16 protein-coding genes are annotated in these 17,870 nt (G+C 66.3%); 10 read left to right on the top strand and 6 right to left on the bottom strand.

The genetic code is table 11. From position 1 onward, the window contains the following. Positions 1-53: 53 nt before the first annotated feature. The 4 genes from ACFDTG_RS02320 to ACFDTG_RS02305 all read right to left on the bottom strand — a co-directional run bounded on the left by ACFDTG_RS02320 (position 54) and on the right by ACFDTG_RS02305 (position 4,187). Positions 54-1,049: a hypothetical protein gene (locus ACFDTG_RS02320; protein WP_375289471.1), complete on the bottom strand. Its 996-nt coding sequence runs from the start codon at positions 1,047-1,049 to the stop codon at positions 54-56. Positions 1,050-1,218: 169 nt separating this feature from the next. Beyond that, complete coding sequence (gene moaB / locus ACFDTG_RS02315) at positions 1,219-1,746, bottom strand: molybdenum cofactor biosynthesis protein B (RefSeq protein WP_375289470.1); 528 nt, start codon at positions 1,744-1,746, stop codon at positions 1,219-1,221. Then, positions 1,747-3,486: a transglycosylase SLT domain-containing protein gene (locus ACFDTG_RS02310; protein WP_375289469.1), complete on the bottom strand. Its 1,740-nt coding sequence runs from the start codon at positions 3,484-3,486 to the stop codon at positions 1,747-1,749. Then, on the bottom strand, positions 3,465-4,187 hold the full coding sequence (locus ACFDTG_RS02305; protein WP_375289468.1) for a hypothetical protein: 723 nt from the start codon (positions 4,185-4,187) through the stop codon (positions 3,465-3,467). The genes ACFDTG_RS02310 and ACFDTG_RS02305 overlap by 22 nt, the downstream gene beginning before the upstream one ends. A gap of 96 nt (positions 4,188-4,283) precedes the next feature. Here ACFDTG_RS02305 and ACFDTG_RS02300 point away from each other — a divergent pair, with 96 nt between their 5' ends. From ACFDTG_RS02300 to ACFDTG_RS02270, 7 genes are all read left to right on the top strand, one after another. Further along, the gene (locus ACFDTG_RS02300; RefSeq protein WP_375289467.1) at positions 4,284-5,933 is read left to right on the top strand and encodes an electron transfer flavoprotein-ubiquinone oxidoreductase; all 1,650 of its coding nucleotides are present in this window, start codon (positions 4,284-4,286) and stop codon (positions 5,931-5,933) included. 61 nt (positions 5,934-5,994) lie between these two features. Continuing rightward, positions 5,995-6,762, top strand: a complete 768-nt coding sequence (locus tag ACFDTG_RS02295; protein WP_375289466.1) for a TIR domain-containing protein — start codon at positions 5,995-5,997, stop codon at positions 6,760-6,762. 32 nt (positions 6,763-6,794) lie between these two features. Then, positions 6,795-7,601: a 4-(cytidine 5'-diphospho)-2-C-methyl-D-erythritol kinase gene (locus tag ACFDTG_RS02290; RefSeq protein ID WP_375289465.1), complete on the top strand. Its 807-nt coding sequence runs from the start codon at positions 6,795-6,797 to the stop codon at positions 7,599-7,601. Then, positions 7,598-8,341, top strand: a complete 744-nt coding sequence (locus tag ACFDTG_RS02285; RefSeq protein ID WP_375289464.1) for an N-formylglutamate amidohydrolase — start codon at positions 7,598-7,600, stop codon at positions 8,339-8,341. Before ACFDTG_RS02290 ends, ACFDTG_RS02285 begins: the two co-directional genes overlap by 4 nt. A gap of 56 nt (positions 8,342-8,397) precedes the next feature. Then, positions 8,398-10,113 (top strand): dihydroxy-acid dehydratase, encoded by a 1,716-nt coding sequence (gene ilvD / locus ACFDTG_RS02280; RefSeq protein WP_375289463.1) that lies wholly within the window; start codon positions 8,398-8,400, stop codon positions 10,111-10,113. 22 nt (positions 10,114-10,135) lie between these two features. Further along, positions 10,136-11,488, top strand: a complete 1,353-nt coding sequence (locus tag ACFDTG_RS02275; protein WP_375289462.1) for an NAD(P)H-hydrate dehydratase — start codon at positions 10,136-10,138, stop codon at positions 11,486-11,488. Next, complete coding sequence (locus ACFDTG_RS02270) at positions 11,485-12,669, top strand: class I SAM-dependent RNA methyltransferase (protein ID WP_375289461.1); 1,185 nt, start codon at positions 11,485-11,487, stop codon at positions 12,667-12,669. Before ACFDTG_RS02275 ends, ACFDTG_RS02270 begins: the two co-directional genes overlap by 4 nt. Before the next feature lie 24 nt (positions 12,670-12,693). Here ACFDTG_RS02270 and ACFDTG_RS02265 read toward each other — a convergent pair whose 3' ends face one another. After that, positions 12,694-12,999, bottom strand: coding sequence for an acyl carrier protein (locus ACFDTG_RS02265; protein ID WP_375289460.1), 306 nt, complete (start codon positions 12,997-12,999; stop codon positions 12,694-12,696). A 114-nt stretch (positions 13,000-13,113) separates the two neighbouring features. Between ACFDTG_RS02265 and ACFDTG_RS02260 the strand changes: the two genes are divergently transcribed. From ACFDTG_RS02260 to ACFDTG_RS02250, 3 genes are read left to right on the top strand one after another with little or no spacing between them, the layout of a single operon-like run. Next, entirely contained in the window at positions 13,114-14,616 is a 1,503-nt protein-coding gene (locus tag ACFDTG_RS02260) for an AMP-binding protein (protein WP_375289459.1), read from the top strand. Continuing rightward, complete coding sequence (locus ACFDTG_RS02255; protein WP_375289458.1) at positions 14,613-15,851, top strand: pyridoxal-dependent decarboxylase, exosortase A system-associated; 1,239 nt, start codon at positions 14,613-14,615, stop codon at positions 15,849-15,851. The genes ACFDTG_RS02260 and ACFDTG_RS02255 overlap by 4 nt, the downstream gene beginning before the upstream one ends. 55 nt (positions 15,852-15,906) lie before the next feature. After that, complete coding sequence (locus ACFDTG_RS02250) at positions 15,907-17,109, top strand: AAA family ATPase (protein WP_375289521.1); 1,203 nt, start codon at positions 15,907-15,909, stop codon at positions 17,107-17,109. On the opposite strand, the gene ACFDTG_RS02245 is transcribed toward ACFDTG_RS02250, so the two are convergent. Next, positions 17,106-17,804: a pirin family protein gene (locus tag ACFDTG_RS02245; RefSeq protein WP_375289457.1), complete on the bottom strand. Its 699-nt coding sequence runs from the start codon at positions 17,802-17,804 to the stop codon at positions 17,106-17,108. The genes ACFDTG_RS02250 and ACFDTG_RS02245 overlap by 4 nt on opposite strands. Positions 17,805-17,870: the final 66 nt, after the last annotated feature.

The raw sequence follows: 17,870 nt of genomic DNA, 5'->3' as shown, positions 1-17,870 counted from the left end.
AACCGGATATGGAATATTTTGCTCATATCTCTAGTCTCATAATGGGACGCAGTTCATCTGCGGCCCCGGACATTTCTTTCGCCAAACGGAGATTTCCGCGTCCTGATTTCCGGTCTCACGCCGCCAGCAAGCCCCAGAGCCAGCGCCATGGTTGACGCCGTTGACGCAGTGCAGGGGAAAGACTTGGCACCGGTGGCGGGGGCGGGCGGAGTGGCGGGATTACCGCCGGATCGGGCCGACGATACATGCGGAAACGAAGGCGCGGGCGGCGCGTTCTTTTCGGGGGCGGGGCGATTACGCGCGGGGCTTCGGTCGAACCCGTCGATAAGCGCCTCCACTTTGGCGAGATTGGCATCCCAGCGGCTGGCCGCGATCTTCCTGACCTCGCTGTCCATCACCGCGCAATCTGCGTCCAGGTCTTCATGGAAGGCGCTCAGGGCCTCGTCCCGCTCGGTGGCGGTATAGGCGCCGGTCTCCTCGTCCTCGTCCTCGTCCTCGTTTTCTCGCCTCCCCGCATAGAAGGCGTCGGTTTGCACTCTGGTCATCACCTCCACCGCGTCGCGCGCCATTTCCTCGGCATAACCTTCGCGGTCGACGGCATCGATGTCGCTCTCGCCGCTGGCGATGGCCGCCAGCACGGCGTCGAAATGGCCTGCCCATTCCCGCACCGACGCATCGGTATCGTCGGCCAGCTTGTCGAGCCGAGCGAGGTGGGCCAGCAGCAGCCGGCTGTCATAGCGGCGGCGCGTGCCCACCAGTTCGCCGCGAAAATAGATGTCCTCCTCCACACCCTCGATCGCGCGTTCGGACAGCAACTCCACGCTGTTGTCGCGTCCCAGCAATACGGCGGCGTTCCAGGCGCGGGCAAACTGCGCATCGCGGCGGCGCAGGCGATAGGCGCTTTCGGCCGAAAGTCCCACCGCGCGGCACGCGGCGCGTGCATTGCCGTGGGTGGCCAGACGATCGAGGAATTGCACCTTCGCCTCGGCCGTCCAGCCGCGTGCGGGGGGTAGGGCGATGGTTTGGGAAGCGGAAACAGTACCGGTCATGACTCGCGTCTCCTTGATGAGAACAAAAAGCGAATCAGGCCTATTACGCACGAGAAGCCGTGTAGGACAGCAAATAGGATTTTCGGTCGTCCGCCATCGTGACGCGAGGGATGGCGCGGCCGAAACGCCCCTCCCGCTTGCGGGAGGGGTCGGGGGTGGGGCTGTGCCTTTACCGCTCCCGCAGTCTCGGCATCAGTTCCACGAAGTTGCAGGGGCGGTTGCGGCTGTCGAGCTGTTCGGACAGGATCATGTCCCAGCCGTCCTTCACCGCGCCGTTCGATCCGGGTAGTGCGAAAATGTAGGTCCCGCGTGCCAGCACCGCGCAGGCGCGGCTCTGGATCGTGCTGGTGCCGATGGTCTTGTAGCTGAGCATGCGGAACAGCTCCCCGAAACCGGGGATGTCCTTGCTCTTCACGCGGTCCAGCGCCTCGGGCGTGACGTCGCGGCCGGTGAGGCCGGTGCCGCCGGTGGTGACGATGGCGTCAATCTCCTCGTCGTCGATCCAGCGGTGGAGGTGGGCGGCGATCTGTTCGACGCTGTCCTTGCTGATTTCGCGCGCGACCAGTTCGTGCCCGGCATCGACGATGCGCTGGGCGAGGATATCGCCCGAGGTATCATCCTCGCGCGTGCGGGTGTCGGATACCGTCAGCAGCGCGATGCGGATGGCGCGGAAACGGCGGTCGGTGTCGATAGGCATCTAGCGCTCCCTGGGAAAAGTGGGCCACTGGTTCTGCGCCAGCTGCACCCGGCTGTCCGCCGGGGCATCGGCCTGGCGCAGATACATCCAATAATTGCGCATCACGATGTTCACATAGCCGCGCGTTTCCCAATAAGGGATCGATTCCATCCAGGTCAGCGGATCGCCCTGGTCGCGCACTTCGGTGTTCCAGCGGGTGACCGGCGTCAGCCCGGCGTTGTACGCGGCCATCACCTTGGGCAGTGCGCCGCGGGTGGCGGATGCTTCGGCCAGGCTGGCGAGCGCCTGCTGACCCAGTGCCAGGTTCTGCGCTGGGTCCTTCAGATCGACATAGCGGGCATCAAGGCCGATCTGCCCCGCGTGCTGCCGCGCGGCGATGGGGCGGACCTGCATCAGCCCGATGGCATTGGCGGGGCTGACCACCTCCTCGCGGAAGCTGGATTCCTGAAGCGCGTGCGCGAAGGCGAGCGCGGGGTCGACCTTCCAGCCGCCGCGCGGCTCGCGATTGGTGATCGGCCAGCGCGCGGCCAGCTCCACTTCCGCCCCGCGCGGCGCGTTGTACGCCATGGTGCGCTGCGCGGTGGTGAGACCGAGCGCGCGGGCAAGGCGGGTGAGCACGCGGTAATCGGAGGCGGAACCGGTCTGCGCCTGCCAGCGCAGCAGCTCGTCCGCTTCGGAACGGCGGCCGAGCTGAGCCAGCATCACCGCGCGGCGGGCATTCTCCACGCGCTCGAGCCGCTGCCAGTCCTCGCGCGTGAGATCGGGGCGGGTGTGATCGTCGGGCAGCTCCTGCCCCAGCTGCTCCAGCGCCAGCATGCCATAGAGCGTCTCGTCGCTGCGCGCGGCCTTGCGCAGCGCGGCGGCGGCCTCGCCCGGCTGGCGGCAGCGCACGAAGGCGCGGCTGAGCCAGTAATTGGCGGCGGCAGCCAGCTCGGGGTCGGCGGACTTGGACGCCTGCGCGAAGCCGATGGCCGCATCCTGGCAATCGCCCAGCCGCCATGCCGAAAGCCCCGCGACCCAGGCGCCCTCCTGCACCCATGGCCCCGCGCCGTCCTGCACCGTCGCCGCCATGCGATAGGCGTTGGCGTCCTGGTTCTCGATATAATAGCTCCACGCGACCTTCTGGCGCCATTCGGCCCGCGCCTCGCGGCTGAGGGAAGCGTCGATGCCGTCCAGCAGCAGCCGCGCGCCATCGGGATCGTCGCCCACGATGCGCTGGGTGATGGCGCTCGCCATGTCGGCGGGCATGGTGCCGTCGGTGACGGAGCGCGGCAGGGTGCGGCGGGTGAGGCCGCGCTGGCCGCGCAATTCCTGCGGCACGGGCAGGCGCGGTGCTTCCGTCAACCCGCGGGTGGAGGCGACGCGCGCGATGGCGGCGGCCTGCGGCAGCTCGGGGTAGCGGTTCAGCCAGTCGGTCAGCCGGACGATGTCGATGCGCGGGCTGGCGGGATCGAGATAATATTCCGCGCGCGCCACGCCGTGGAGCGGCCCGTCGGCACGCTCCAGCAGCATCGCTTCCACCTGGTCCCACGCCTTGGCATCGATGGAGGCGAACAGCTGTCCGTACCAGTTGCGATCGTCCTGCGAGAGCAGGGTGGGGACGGCAGCTGCCTTCTGCTGGGTGAAATAGGCGACACTGGCCGCATTCGCGAGCGCGGGTGCGCAGGGCAGGGTGAGGGTAAGGGCCCCCACGATACCAGCCGCCATGGGAAGGCGGCTCATGCCGAAAATTCGAGCCATGCGTTCCAGAACCTTTTCTTCCGCTCGCCCGAGCGGATCAGTGTTTCAATCTGCGAGGTGCGCAGGACGGGACTATCGGCGCCTTCGCTGAGCAGCGCCGCGCCCTTGCCGAATGCGATCAGGCGTTTGGGCGCGGCGAGCGCGATATGATGGCGGGTCACTTCGCCCAGACCGCGCGCCGCCAGATCTTCCCAGTCGGGCAGCGGCATCACGCGCGGCAGGCAGCTGGCGAGATAGATCTCGTCCATCCCCAGCCCGATCGCCCGCATGATCTTGCCCAGCATCCCGCCTTCCGGCCCGCTCAGCAGCGCTTCGGCATCGCCTTCCTCGGGCTGGCCCACCAGGACCATCAGCGGCGCGCCCGCGGGTCCCGAGGGCAGGACCCGGTCGCGCAGTGCCCCGTCGTCGAGGCTGGGTTCTGAAAGCCAGTATTCGCGGAAAGCCTCCAGCGTCTGCGGCCAGTGGGCCTTGTCCCCGCCGATGGGCGCGCCGGACTTGTCCGCCAGTGCGCGTTCCAGCGCCGGGGAGGCGGGCTTGCGCGCCACGGTGCGCGGGGGCGGGGCGGCGGGTGCCTCCTCCACCTCGGGCTCGGCCAGCCACGCGGTCGGCTCGTCCACATAGTCGCAATCGACGCCCGCGTCGCGCCACCAGTCGAGCGCGGCGGCATAGTCTGCGGCGAGGGAAGAGGCGGTGTCTGTCATGGTCTGGCGGTCATTCGATCCCGCGCGCAGTCTTGACCTCGGGCGCTGCGCCAATCAAGGCTCAACCTACACGCAGTACGACGAAAAGAGACGGAAATGAGCGAACGCGAATCGATGCCTTGCGATGTTGTCATCGTCGGAGGCGGGGTTGCAGGCCTCGCGGCGGCGATCCGGTTGAAACAGCAGAATGCCGAACTGGAGGTCGTGCTGCTGGAAAAAGGCAGCGAGATCGGGGCGCATATCCTCTCGGGCGCGGTGGTCGATCCCAAGGCGCTGGACGAACTGCTGCCCGAATGGCGGGATCAGGATTGCCCGATGGCGCAGACCCCGGTGACCGACAACTGGCACTGGGCGCTGTCCAAGGGCAAGAAGCACGACATGCCGCATGCCTTCATGCCGCCGCTGATGAGCAACAAGGGCTGTTACACCGGATCGCTGGGCAATCTGTGCCGCTGGCTGGCCGAACAGGCCGAAGGGCTGGGCGTGATGGTGTTTCCCGGCTTCCCCGCCGCCGAAGTGCTGTTCGACGATAACGGCGCGGTCGCGGGCGTAGCCACGCAGGACATGGGCGTTGCCGCCGATGGCAGCCACAAGCCCGATTACCAGCCCGGCATGGAAATCCAGGCGAAATACACCCTCTTCGCGGAGGGCGCGCGCGGCAATCTGACCAAGCAGATGAAGGCGCGCTTCGATCTGGAGGCCGATTGCGAGCCGCAGGTCTATGGCCTCGGCATCAAGGAGCTGTGGGATATCGACCCGGCGAAGCACGTGCCCGGCCGGGTGATCCACACGCAGGGCTGGCCGCTGAGCGAAAGCGGAAGCTGGGGCGGGGGCTTCCTCTACCACCAGGCGAACAACCAGGTCGCTTTGGGATTCGTGACCGCGCTCGATTACAAGAACCCCTATGTGCGCCCCTATATGGAATTCCAGCGCTGGAAGCACCATCCCGAAATGGCCGCGATCCTGGAAGGCGGCAAGCGCGTGGCCTATGGCGCGCGCGCCATCAACGAAGGCGGCTGGCAATCCGTGCCCAGGCTCGCCTTCCCCGGCGGCGCGCTGATCGGCTGCGCCGCGGGCTTCGTCAACGTGCCGCGCATCAAGGGCAGCCACACCGCGATGAAGAGCGGGATGCTGGCCGCGGAAGCGGTGGCCGCCGCGCTGGCCGACGGGCGCGGGGGGGCAGAGCTCATGGACTATGACGCCGCCGTGCGGTCCAGCTGGATCGCCGACGAGCTGAAGCTGGTGCAGAACGCCGAGCCCGCCGTCGCCAAGTTCGGCGAGGATTTCGGCACCATCATCGCCGGGATCGACATGTGGATGCGCACGCTCAAGATCGGCCTGCCGATCAGCATGAAGCACCACCGCGATTACGAGGCGCTACAGCGCGCGGATCTCTACACCCCTATCGACTATCCCAAGCCCGATGGCACCTTGAGCTTCGACCGCCTGACCAATGTGGCCTTCTCCTTCACCAACCACGCGGAGGATCAGCCCAACCACCTCAAGGTGGAAGATCCGGAGCTGCAATACGAGAGCGAGTACCTGACCTACGCCGGCCCCTCGCAGCGATACTGCCCCGCGGGCGTCTACGAATGGCTGAAGGACGAGGACACGGGCAAGATGAAGTTCCAGATCAACAGCCAGAACTGCGTCCACTGCAAGACCTGCGACATCAAGGACCCCAACCAGAACATCGAATGGACCACGCCGGAGGGCGGTGGCGGGCCGAACTATCCGAATATGTGAGTGGGGCAGCGACCCGTAGGGCGCTCTTTATCGATGCTGAGTTTTTAAAAGGGGTAAGTATATGGGAATGAAGCCAAAAGTTTTTATAGGGTCCTCGCGTGAGGGCGTGAAGATTGCTGACGCCATTCACGCTAACATGACTTATGAGGCTGAATGTACGGTTTGGAAAAATGGTGTTTTCCAATTATCGGAAAACACGCTTGCAAGCCTAATCAAAGCCTTGCGTGACTCAGACTTTGGGGTTTTCATTTTCTCACCCGACGACATTTCGCTAATGAGAGGCCAGACCGTCAGCGTCGTTCGTGATAATGTATTATTCGAATTGGGTCTATTCGTCGGACGGCTCGGTGCAGAACGATGCTTTTTTCTCGTTCCAGACGATGCTCCCGATTTGCGCCTTCCGAGCGATCTAGCCGGGATTACTCCGGGGGTGTTTGAAAGTGGGCGTTCTGACGAGAATTGGACGGCTGCGGTCAATCCAGCCTGTATGCAAATTAAGGGCCAGATTTCTCGCCTAAAAAGCTTTCAGGACGCCGACGAAGTCGGGACTCAGAGCAACGGCGCAAATTTACGAACACCATCTAAATCCCCGGCGACCCGTCGCTCCACAAAACCAAAGCCGAAGACCTCAAAAAGCCGGTTTGGAGAAGACCTGTCGGCAGCGACTTATAAAAACAGTTATTTAGTTACGGGGAATACCAAGGACCATCGGGAAAGGCTGAAAGAAGTTGGCTGTAGTTGGAATAATAAACTGCAAGGATGGGTGCTATCGCCTTCTAAATTGGATGGATTGAAAGAGGCTTTCCCCGGTATCACAATTGATGATTAGCCCAATAGCCTTCAATTCACGAAAGCTATGTGATGCGCGAAACCGCCTTCGCCAAAATCAACCTCGCGTTGCATGTCCGCGCCCGGCGGGACGATGGCTATCACGAGCTTGAGACGCTGTTCGCTTTTGTCGACGCGGGCGACACCCTCACCGTGCGGGTGGCGGAGCGGGACTCGCTCACCACGCTGGGTGAGTTCGCGGGCGGGCTGGACGATCCGTTCGACAATCTCGTCGCCAGGGCGCTGAATACGCTCCCGCGCGCCGAAGGGCTTGCGATTGCGCTCGAAAAGAACCTCCCCGTCGCGGCGGGGCTTGGGGGCGGATCGGCGGATGCGGGGGCGGTGTTTCGCCTTATCCGCGAACGCTATGGCCTGCCCGAGGACTGGCAGAATCGCGCCGCGAAGCTGGGCGCGGATGTCCCTGCCTGCGTCGAGAGCGTGACCTGCACCGGGCGCGGCACCGGGACCGAGCTGGAGCCCGCCGATCAGAGCCTGGCGGGAACGCCCGTGCTGCTGGTCAATCCGCGCGTGCCGCTGTCCACCGGGCCGGTGTTCAGGGGATGGGATGGTAAAGATCGCGGGCCTTTGCCGACGGGCGATGCGCGCGCCACCGCGCTGAAAGGGCGCAACGATCTGGAGGCGCCCGCCATCGCGCTATGCCCGAAAATCGCCGATGTGCTGGTTGCGTTAAAGGAAACCGATGCGTTTCTCGCACGTATGAGTGGATCGGGCGCGACCTGCTTCGCGCTCTACGAAACCGAACAGGCCCGCCGGGCGGCAGCGCAACAGGTCGCCACGCGCCAGCCGGGCTGGTGGCAGATGGAGGGCAAGCTGCGATGATCAACGGCAGACCATACCGCCAGGTGGGCGATGTGCCGGCCGGTCGTGGCAAGGGAAGCGGAATTATCTGCGTCGCCGATCATGCCAGCAATCACGTCCCCGCCGGGATCGATCTGGGTATCGATCGCAAGCTGCTGGACGACCACATCGCGCTCGACATCGGGGTGGACGGGCTGGCGGACCGGATTGCGCGGCGTCACGGTTTCCCCGCGCATATCGCCACCGTCAGCCGGCTGGTCGTGGACCTGCATCGTAACGAGGACGATCCCTCGGTCGTGCCCAGCGAAAGCGACGGGCAACTGATCCCCGGCAATATCGGCGCGGATATCGAAGGGCGGCTGGCGAAGTTCCATCGCCCCTATCACGCGGCCTTAGCCGATTTCATCGACCGGCATCAGCCGCGCCTGATTCTGGCACTGCACAGCTTCACCCCCGCGCTTGCCACCGAAGGAGAGCTGCGCCCCTGGGAAGTGGGCCTGCTCTACAATCGGGACGATAGCGCCGCGATGCATGCGATCCGGATGTTCCGCGAACAGCATCTGAGCGTGGGGGACAACGAACCCTATTCGGGCAAGGATCTGAACGCCACCATGGACCGCCATGCCGAAGCGGCGGGCATTCCCTATCTCACCATCGAGGTTCGGCAGGACCAGATCGCCAACGAGGCCGGCCAGGCACGCTGGGCGGCGCTGATCGCGGACGTCGCCGGGCGCGTATTGCTGGCGCTAGACGGGCAATAAGCTTGCGCCGCCAGGTTCAGCCTTGAACTAATCGGACTTCCCCGCAATGGGGGGCCATGACTTTCGACAAGAGCAAACTGCCATCCCGCCATGTGTCGGTCGGCCCCGAACGCGCGCCGCACCGGTCCTATTACTATGCCATGGGCCTGACCGAGGAAGAGATCGCGCGGCCGTTCGTCGGCGTGGTCAGCGCCGGCAATGATTCGGCGCCCTGCAACACCACGCTGGACGCGCAGGCGGACGTCTGCCGCCGCGGAGTGGAAGAAGGCGGCGGGATGCCGCGCCGTTTCAACACCATCACGGTGACAGACGGCATCGCCATGGGCCACCAGGGTATGAAGAGCTCGCTCGTCAGCCGCGAGGTGATCGCCGATTCGGTCGAGCTGTCCGTGCGTGGCCATTGCTACGATGCGCTGATGGGCTTCGCGGGTTGCGACAAGTCGCTTCCAGGCATGATGATGGCGATGCTGCGGCTCAACGTGCCCAGCATCTTCGTCTACGGCGGGTCGATCCTGCCGGGCCGGTACCATGATCGGGACGTGACCGTGGTCGACGTGTTCGAAGCGGTGGGCCAGCATGCGGCGGGCAATTGTCCGCTGAAGGATCTGACCGCGCTCGAAAAGGTCGCCTGTCCCGGCCATGGGGCCTGCGGGGGGCAGTTCACCGCCAATACCATGGCCTGCGTGGGCGAGGCGATTGGACTGTCATTGCCAAACAGCAACATGACGCCTGCTCCTTACAAATCGCGTGAGGAAATCGCGGTCGCCGCCGGCCGACAGGTGATGACTTTGATCGAAAAGAACCTGCGCCCGCGCGACATCTGCACCCGCGCTGCGTTCGAAAATGCCGCGCGTGTGGTCGCGGCAACCGGCGGTTCGACCAACGCCGCGCTTCACCTGCCCGCCATGGCGCATGAGGCGGGGATCGCATTCGATCTTCATGACGTCGCCGAAATATTCAAATCAACGCCTTATATCGCGGACCTCAAGCCCGGCGGCAAATATGTCGCCAAGGACATGCATGAGGCGGGCGGAGTCTACATGGGCATGAAGACGCTGTTGGATGGTGGCTTCCTCGATCCCAGCCCGATGACCGTCACCGGTAAGACGCTGGGCGAGAATATCGAAGAGGTGACCTGGAACCCCGACCAAAAGGTGTTCTACGAGGTGTCGAGCCCCATCACCAACACTGGCGGCGTCGTCGGTCTGCGGGGCAGTCTCGCGCCGGAAGGGGCCATCGTGAAGGTCGCGGGGATGGAGCGGCTCAAGTTCACCGGCCCGGCGCGCGTGTTCGAATGCGAGGAGGATGCCTTCCGCGCGGTGGAAGACCGAGACATCGCCGAGGGCAGCGTGATCGTGATCCGATACGAAGGGCCAAGGGGCGGCCCCGGCATGCGCGAAATGCTGGCCACCACCGCCGCGCTCTATGGCCAGGGCATGGGCGAGAAGGTGGCGCTGATAACCGACGGGCGCTTCAGCGGCGCGACGCGCGGTTTCTGCATCGGCCATGTCGGGCCGGAAGCGGCCGAAGGCGGCCCGATCGCCCTGATCGAGGACGGCGACGAGATCGCGATCGATGCGGAGAAGGGCACCATCGATCTCAATGTCGATGCCGCCACACTGGACGAACGCCGCCTGAAGTGGCAGCCGCGCGAGCATGACTACCAGTCCGGAGCTCTCTGGCGATACGCCCAAAACGTTGGACCGGCGGCGGCAGGCGCCGTCACCCATCCCGGCGCCGCACGCGAAACCCACGTCTTCGCCGATATCTGACCCGGTCCTCTCGGTCGACGCCATGCGCGCGGCAGAGGCGGCGGCGGATGTCGGGGAGTGGGACCTGATGCGCCGCGCCGGAGAGGGTGCGGCGCAATGGATCTGGCGCGTGGCGGCCGGCCGCCCGGTCACCGTGCTGTGCGGCCCGGGCAACAACGGCGGCGACGGCTATGTGATCGCTGAATGGCTGCGGGCCCGCGGGCTCGACGTGGTCGTGGTCGCTCCCAAACCACCCGCCACCAATGTGGCGAAGCAGGCGCGAGACGGGTTTTCGGGCCAGGTGCGCACCGGTCTGGAGGGGCGGCATGCTCCGATCCTGGTGGACGCCCTGTTCGGATACGGCCTGTCGCGCGCGGTCGAGGGCGAGTTCGCGAATCTGCTCGAACAAGCAGGCGCAAGTCACGAATATTGCATCGCAATCGATGTGCCAAGCGGCGTCGAAAGCGACACCGGTCACTGGCTGGGGGATAGCCGCCAGGCCGATCTCACGCTGGCCCTTGGCGCCTGGAAGCGCGCGCATTGGCTGATGCCGGCCGGCGCGGCCATGGGCGAAAAGAGGCTGGTCGATATCGGTCTTTCCGGCCTTCCCGACAACGAGCGGCTCTCTGCGCGGCCCGGTTTTTCCACCCCCGCCGCCGACAGCCATAAGTACCGGCGCGGTCTGCTGGCGGTGGTGGCCGGAGACATGCCCGGCGCGCCGATCCTTGCATCCGAAGCCGCGATGCGCAGCGGCGCGGGCTATGTAAGGCTGCTGAGCAAGCACTCGCACCCCGATGCGCCCGCCGATCTGGTGATCGACGACGGGCCGCTGGGCGACGCGCTCGACGACGATCGTATCGGCGCGCTGCTGATGGGGCCGGGCCTGGGGCGCGATGCGAAGGCGCGCACGCGCCTGGCGGCCGTGCTCGATGCGGGCGCCCCTGCCGTGCTGGATGCCGACGCACTGCATCTGCTGGACTGGGATGCGCTGGAGGGCGTCGATGCCTCGCGCCTGCTGCTGACCCCGCACGAGGGGGAACTGGCGGCGCTGTGCGAAGCCTTCGATGTTTCTGCGGACAGCAAGCTTGAGCGCGCCACCGGCCTGCGCGATGCCATCGGGGCCAGCATTCTGGCCAAGGGTCCCGACACGCTGCTCGCGCCTGCCGGTGGGGGGATCGTGTTCTTTCCCCCCGCATCGAGCTGGCTCTCGGTTGCGGGTACGGGCGACGTTCTGGCCGGGATAGCCGGTGGCAGGCTTGCGTATCACGGGGATCCGGCGCGCGCCGCCGAGGAAGCGGTGTGGCTGCATGGCGAAGCGGCGAGGATCGCCGGCGCCGCCTTTACCGCGGGCGAATTGGCCCATGCGGTAAAGCCCGCGCTCGCGCACTTCCTTTGAGCAGCGAAATCGTCCGCATCGCCGCGAAGGGCGATGGTGTCACGGCGGACGGGCAGCACATCCCCTTCGCGGTGCCGGGTGACGTCATGGCGTCGGACGGCACGCTGACCAACGGCCCGCATCATGTCGATCCGCCGTGCCGCCATTTCCCGCAATGCGGCGGGTGCCAGCTTCAGCATGCGGACGAGGCGGCCCTGCGGCGCTTCGTCACCGATCGCGTGGCGCATGCCGCCGAGGGGCAGGGGGTGACTGTGGGGGAGCTGCTGCCGACACATCTCTCCCCGCCACGCACCCGCCGCCGCGCCACTCTGCACGGGTTGAAGGCGGGCAAATCGGCCGTTCTGGGCTTCCGCGAGGGCGGATCACACCGGATCGTGGACATGCGCGAATGCCATATCCTGGAGCCGGCGCTGTTCGCGCTGGTGGCGCCGCTGCGCGCGCTGATCGCGGACTGGGCCGGCAAGGCACCGGTCGACGTCGCGCTGACCCTGACCGACGGCGGGGTCGATTGTGCCATCAAGGGTTTGGAAATGGACGGACTCGGGCCCACCGAGGCGCTGCTGGACTTCGCCAAGGACAATGCCTTGTCGCGGCTTTCGATCGACGATGGCTATGGCGGGCAGACGGTGTGGGAGCCCGAGGGCGTGACCGTGACATTGGGCGGCGTGCCGGTTGGCTTTCCGGCGGGCGCGTTCCTGCAACCCACCCCCGATGGCGAAGCGGCTCTGACACAGGATGCGAAGTCCTTCCTCCAAGGGCATGGAATCGTAGCCGATCTTTTCTCAGGCCTGGGCACGTTCGCCTTTGCGCTCGGGGGCAAGGTGCTGGCAGTAGAGGCTGCGCGCGATGCGTATCTGGCATGCAAGGCAGCTGCCGCTTCGCATCGACGAGAGGTCCACGCGCTTCACCGCGATCTATTTCGTAATCCCCTGCAACCCGAGGAGTTAAACCGCTTCGGCGCGGTGTTGCTGGACCCGCCGCGCGCCGGGGCCCGTGAGCAGGTGCAGGCCATCGCGAACAGCGATCTGGCGCGCGTGGCCTATGTCAGCTGCAACCCATCCAGCTGGGCGCGCGACGCGAAGATGCTGACGCAAGCGGGCTTCCGGCTCGAAAAACTGCGTCCCGTAGGTCAGTTCCGCTGGTCGACCCATGTGGAATTGACCAGCCTGTTCGTGCGCTAAGCCTTCCTGAGGCCGGTAGGGGCCTTAAGCCTCGACCGTCTTGGCTTCCACGAAAGCGAGAAGCGCGCCGTAGCTTTCCATCATCTCGCCCTCCACCTCGTCGTCCTCGATAGTGATGTCGAGCTGGTCCTCGATCTCGGTGAGCAGCGTCGCCACAGCCATGCTGTCGAGTTCGGGGAGATGGCCGAACAGGCCGGTGTCTGCATCAAATTCGGCCACTTCGCTTTCTTCGAGCCCTAAAACGTCGACCAGCACCGCGCGCAGGGTGCTGTCGATTTCGGCACGCGAGGGGCCGGTGGCATCTGTTGTCGTGGCGCTATGCGGCGTCATGCGGGTGTCGATCCGGATTGATGCTGAAGGCAGCGGGGCTTAGCCGCGCTTCAAAACGGGTGCAAGCCGTGGGCGGACTTGCGCTTTGGCCGCACCGGCGTGATAGCGCGCCGCGTGCAAGGCCCCGATCCCACTCCGTTTCCCATCGATCATTTGGCCGGGCGTGGTGCGCCCGATACGCCCGCTCTGGTTCTCAAGGACCGCACCCTGACCTTTGCCGACCTCGAGCGAGAGATCGCGGCGCTGGCGGGAGCGTTGAAGGCCGCCGTGCCCGAGCCCGGCGCACGGGTGGCGAGCTGGGCCGCCAAGGGCTGGCTCACCTGCCTGCTACCGCTCGCCGCGCCGCGTGCCGGGCTCGTCCATGTCCCCATCAACCCTCTGCTGAAACGCGCCCAGGTGGCGCATATCCTGGCCGATAGCGGGGCGAGCCTGCTGGTGGGTACGGCGTCCCGGCTCAAGACGCTGGAGACGGGCGATGTCCCGGCGGGCTGCGTAATTCTGGAGGAAGGCGGCGATTGGGGAGCGCACGATCCACTGGGTCCGTCTCGTGGCGATCCCGATGCGCTGGCGGCTATCCTCTATACCTCGGGCTCGACCGGTCGCCCCAAGGGGGTGATGCTGAGCCATGCCAACATGGCGCTCGGCGCGGCGAGCGTGGCGCATTACCTCGGCATGGCGGCGGACGATGTGACGCTGGGCGTGCTCCCGCTGGCCTTCGATTACGGTCAGAACCAGCTGTTTTCGACCTGGTATGGGGGGGGCTGCGTGGTGCCGCTCGATTACCTCTTTGCGCGTGACGTCACCAAGGCTTGCGCACGCCACGGCGTCACCACGCTGGCGGGCGTGCCGCCGCTGTGGTGGCAGCTGGTCGAGGCCGAATGGCCCGCTGACGCCACGCGCGCGATGCGGCGCCTAACCAACAGTGGCGGCGCATTGACGGTAGGGCTGGTGGACCGCTTGCGGGCCTGCTTCCCGGATGCGAAACTGTTCCCGATGTATGGCCTGACCGAAGCGTTCCGTTCCACCTTCCTCGATCCCGAACTGGTGGGAAGCCATCCCACCTCGATGGGCAGGGCGATTGCCTTCGCCGAGATCATGGTGGTGCACGAGGATGGCAGCGAATGCGCGCCGGGGGAGGAGGGCGAGCTGGTCCATGCCGGGCCGCTGGTGGCGCAGGGTTACTGGCAGGACGCTGCGCGCACCGCAGAGCGTTTCCGCCCCGCGCCGACCTCCAGTATTTACGGGGGCACGGCGGTATGGTCGGGGGACCGGGTGGTGCGCGACGAAGAGGGGTTGCTCCACTTCGTCGGGCGGCGTGACGCCATGATCAAGAGTGCGGGCAACCGCATCAGTCCGCAGGAGGTGGAAGACGCCGCACTCGCCACCGGGCTAGCCGTCGAGGCCGTGGCGCTGGGCGTGCGCGACGAGAAGCTGGGCCAAGCGGTGGAACTGGTGGTGCGCGGCAATAGCGCAAATGATACGGCGTTGAAGAAGGCCCTGGCGGCGGCGCTCCCCAATTTCATGCAGCCGCGCACGATCCACTGGCTCGAGAGCCTGCCGACCAATCCCAACGGCAAGATCGACCGCACCGCACTGGCAAGGGAGCTGGGAGCGTGAGCGACAAACCGAAGCCTCTCGGCCCGATCCCCGCGGGCTATCACGCTATCGACGGGGAACTGGCGATAGGCGGCCGGCCGGTGAGCGCGCTGATCGCAGAGGCGGGCGAGACCCCCCTTTTCGTCTATTCCCGAGAGATGATCGCTGCCCGCATGGCGCATCTGCGCGCCGCACTGCCGGATCGGATCAGGGTGCATTACGCCATCAAGGCCAATAGCTTCCGCCCGGTTCTTGAGACCATGGCGAGCCTGGCGGACGGTCTCGACATCGCCTCTGCCGGAGAGCTGGCGCTGGTGCTGTCCGCCGGGTGCGACCCGGCGAAGGTCAGCTTCGCCGGGCCGGGCAAGCGCGACGAGGAGCTGGAAGCCGCCATTGGCGCAGGTGTGACGTTGAACCTCGAGAGCGAGGGAGAGGCGGAGCGGGCGCTTGCCATCGCCGAGCGGATCGGCATGACCCCGCGCCTCGCCATCCGAGTCAATCCCGATTTCGACCTGCGCGGGTCGGGCATGAAGATGGGAGGCGGCGCTCGCCAATTCGGGGTGGACGCGGACCGTGTCGCTCCTCTTGCCATGCGGATCATCCAGGCAGGCTGCGAATGGCGCGGACTGCATATCTTTGCCGGCAGCCAGGCGCTGGACGCCGAAGCGGTGATCGCCGCCCAGGGCGCGACGCTGGACCTTGCCGATGCAATCGCGCGCGAGATCGGCGTGGCCCTGCCTGCGTTGAACCTGGGCGGCGGCTTCGGCATCCCCTATTTCGCGGGCGACACGCCGCTGGACGTGGGCGCGGTGGGCGCCGCGCTGGCCGATCGCTTCGCCGCGCTTCCCGAAATGCTCGCCGAGGCAGAGTTGGCGGTGGAGCTTGGCCGCTATCTGGTGGGCGAGGCGGGCGTCTATTTGACGCGTATCGTCGATCGGAAGGAAAGCCGGGGGGAAACGTTCCTGATTACCGACGGCGGCCTGCACCATCAGCTGGCCGCTTCCGGCAATTTTGGCACCGTGGTGCGGCGGAACTATCCGCTCGCCATCGCCAGTCAATTTGGCGCGGCGCCCGCGCAAATCGCCAATGTGGTGGGGTGCCTGTGCACTCCGCTCGACCGGCTGGCGGACCGCGCTGCGCTGCCGCGCGCCGATGTGGGCGATCTAGTGGCGGTTTTCTGCGCCGGGGCCTATGGCGCCAGCGCCAGCCCCAGCAACTTCCTGGGCCATGGGCCGGCGGCGGAAATGCTTGTCTAATCCGGCGTCGAAGTGCTTATCAGCGGGCGAACGGGGAGCGAACAGGGTCGTGGCGATGTATCAGGAGGCATTCGGGCTGGATGAGCGGGCGTTCGAGCCCGAACCCGATGCGCGGTTCCATTTCTCCTCGCTGACGCACCGGCGGGCGATGAGCGCGATCGGTTTCGGGCTCAATCGCGGTGCCGGCATCATCGCCATCACCGGGGGGCGCGGGGTGGGGAAGACCCAGCTTGTTATGCATGTGCTCGCCCAGGTGGAGCGGGACGAGGCGATCATCGCCATGCTGACCCTGACGGGTGGTGAGGATCGCTCGCTGATCGAACAGGTGGCGCTCGCTTTCGGCCTGCCAGACCCCGGCAGCGTTCCCGCCGCGCGCGAGGCGCTGCCCGCCTTCCTGACCGGCGAACGCGACGAAGGGCGCGCAGCTCTGCTGCTGATCGACGATGCGCATCATCTGGATGGGGAAGGGGCGGGCGATCTCGCCTTCCTTGCCGGGCTGACGCGGGGCCAGCGCGGACTGCTACAGATCATGGTGGTTGGCGAACCGTCGCTGGCGGGGCAGTTCGACAGCGGCGGCGCATGGAAAGGCGTGCGCGGGCGCGTGGTGGCCGAGCAGCGGCTGGAAAACCTGCTGGCCGAGGAAGTCGATCCGTACATATACCACCGGCTGACCGTCGCCGGGCGAAGCGCCAGTCCCAAGATCGATACGGGGCTGGCTGCGCTGGTTCATCAAGCGACCGGCGGGTTGCCGCTGGCGATCAATGCGGTGATGACCAAGCTGCTGGACGAGGCGGCCGAAGCGGGTCGCGAGCATCTTACCGGCGATTCGCTGGCCGGAATCGTGGACGTGCCGGAAGACCGGCTCGCCGAGTCCGAAACCATGGGCGACACAGCTTTGGAGCCGGTGCGAATGCCGCCGCCGGCAGCGCGCACTCCGGGGCCCCCGCCGGTCCCCCCGCTCGCCGCCGAACGCAGCGTGCGCCCGCAGCCGCTGGATGGCGCGGTGCCCGAGGTTGACTTCGCCGCGATCGAAAGCGCCTTTGCCGAACAGGCCAGCAGCATCGCCGGGCTCCAGCGCGATATGGCCGCGCTACGGGACGAACCCGGAGCTGCCCAGGGCAATGCCGCGCTCGAGCGCCGCGTCGCGGCCCTCGAGCAGCGGCTCGATCAGCAGGAAAAGGCGCTCAGGCACATGCTGGGCAAGCTGATCGGCTTCTTCGAAAGCAGGGGAGGGAAGGGCGTAGAGAGCGAGAGCTAGCGCGCGTCCACCAACACGATCTCGGCGTCCTCCAGCGCTTCGACCACGATCTCCGTCTCGCCCGTCACGGCCACGCCATCGCGAGGCTGCGCCTCCACGCCGTTGACCGTGATGCGGCCCGTGGGCGCGACCAGATACTGGTGGCGCGATTCGCCCGTGGTCCAGACTGCCTTCTGCCCTTTGGTCAGGGTAGCGGCCGCGACCTTGGCGTCGGTGCGGATCGGCAGGGCATCGTCGCCTTCGGGATCGCCGCTCGCAAGCACTTCGAAACCGCCCTCGCGGCTGCCCTTCGGGAATTCGCGCTGACCCCAGCCGGGCGCTTCGCCGCCGCGATCGGGCAGGATCCAGATCTGGAACAGCGTGGTCGCCTCGTCTTCCACATTATATTCCGCATGCGTGATCCCGGTGCCCGCGCTCATCACCTGGACATCGCCCGCGGCGGTGCGGCCCTTGTTGCCGAGGGAATCCTGGTGGGTGATGGCCCCGGTGCGTACGAAGGTGACGATCTCCATGTCGCGGTGGGGGTGGGGGGGAAAGCCGCTCTGCGCCGCGATGGTATCGTCGTTCCAGACGCGGATGTTGCCCCAGCCCATCCGGTCGGGATCGTGATAGCTGGAAAAGCTGAAGTGGTGGCGGGCGTCGAGCCAGCCGTGATCCGCGTGCCCAAGGCTCGCAAAAGGTCGGATATCGATCATGAATGGTCTCGCCTCGGCGGGGTGTTGCCGCCGGTATTCGCTCTAGTTGGGGTCGGGCGCGCGTCT

Source organism: Qipengyuania sp. (assembly GCF_042095715.1).
Classification (GTDB): Bacteria; Pseudomonadota; Alphaproteobacteria; order Sphingomonadales; family Sphingomonadaceae; genus Qipengyuania.
The sequence above is the reverse complement of the archived record's forward strand: the minus strand, read 5'-3'. Positions and strand labels throughout refer to the sequence as shown.

Bases quoted from the DNA above. Each gene is read 5' to 3' on its own strand.
- ACFDTG_RS02320 (WP_375289471.1), bottom strand. From the start codon at position 1,049: ATGACCGGTACTGTTTCCGCTTCCCAAACCATCGCCCTACCCCCCGCA.
- moaB (WP_375289470.1), bottom strand. From the start codon at position 1,746: ATGCCTATCGACACCGACCGCCGTTTCCGCGCCATCCGCATCGCGCTG.
- ACFDTG_RS02310 (WP_375289469.1), bottom strand. From the start codon at position 3,486: ATGGCTCGAATTTTCGGCATGAGCCGCCTTCCCATGGCGGCTGGTATC.
- ACFDTG_RS02305 (WP_375289468.1), bottom strand. From the start codon at position 4,187: ATGACAGACACCGCCTCTTCCCTCGCCGCAGACTATGCCGCCGCGCTC.
- ACFDTG_RS02300 (WP_375289467.1), top strand. From the start codon at position 4,284: ATGAGCGAACGCGAATCGATGCCTTGCGATGTTGTCATCGTCGGAGGC.
- ACFDTG_RS02295 (WP_375289466.1), top strand. From the start codon at position 5,995: ATGGGAATGAAGCCAAAAGTTTTTATAGGGTCCTCGCGTGAGGGCGTG.
- ACFDTG_RS02290 (WP_375289465.1), top strand. From the start codon at position 6,795: ATGCGCGAAACCGCCTTCGCCAAAATCAACCTCGCGTTGCATGTCCGC.
- ACFDTG_RS02285 (WP_375289464.1), top strand. From the start codon at position 7,598: ATGATCAACGGCAGACCATACCGCCAGGTGGGCGATGTGCCGGCCGGT.
- ilvD (WP_375289463.1), top strand. From the start codon at position 8,398: ATGACTTTCGACAAGAGCAAACTGCCATCCCGCCATGTGTCGGTCGGC.
- ACFDTG_RS02275 (WP_375289462.1), top strand. From the start codon at position 10,136: ATGCGCGCGGCAGAGGCGGCGGCGGATGTCGGGGAGTGGGACCTGATG.
- ACFDTG_RS02265 (WP_375289460.1), bottom strand. From the start codon at position 12,999: ATGACGCCGCATAGCGCCACGACAACAGATGCCACCGGCCCCTCGCGT.
- ACFDTG_RS02250 (WP_375289521.1), top strand. From the start codon at position 15,907: ATGTATCAGGAGGCATTCGGGCTGGATGAGCGGGCGTTCGAGCCCGAA.
- ACFDTG_RS02245 (WP_375289457.1), bottom strand. From the start codon at position 17,804: ATGATCGATATCCGACCTTTTGCGAGCCTTGGGCACGCGGATCACGGC.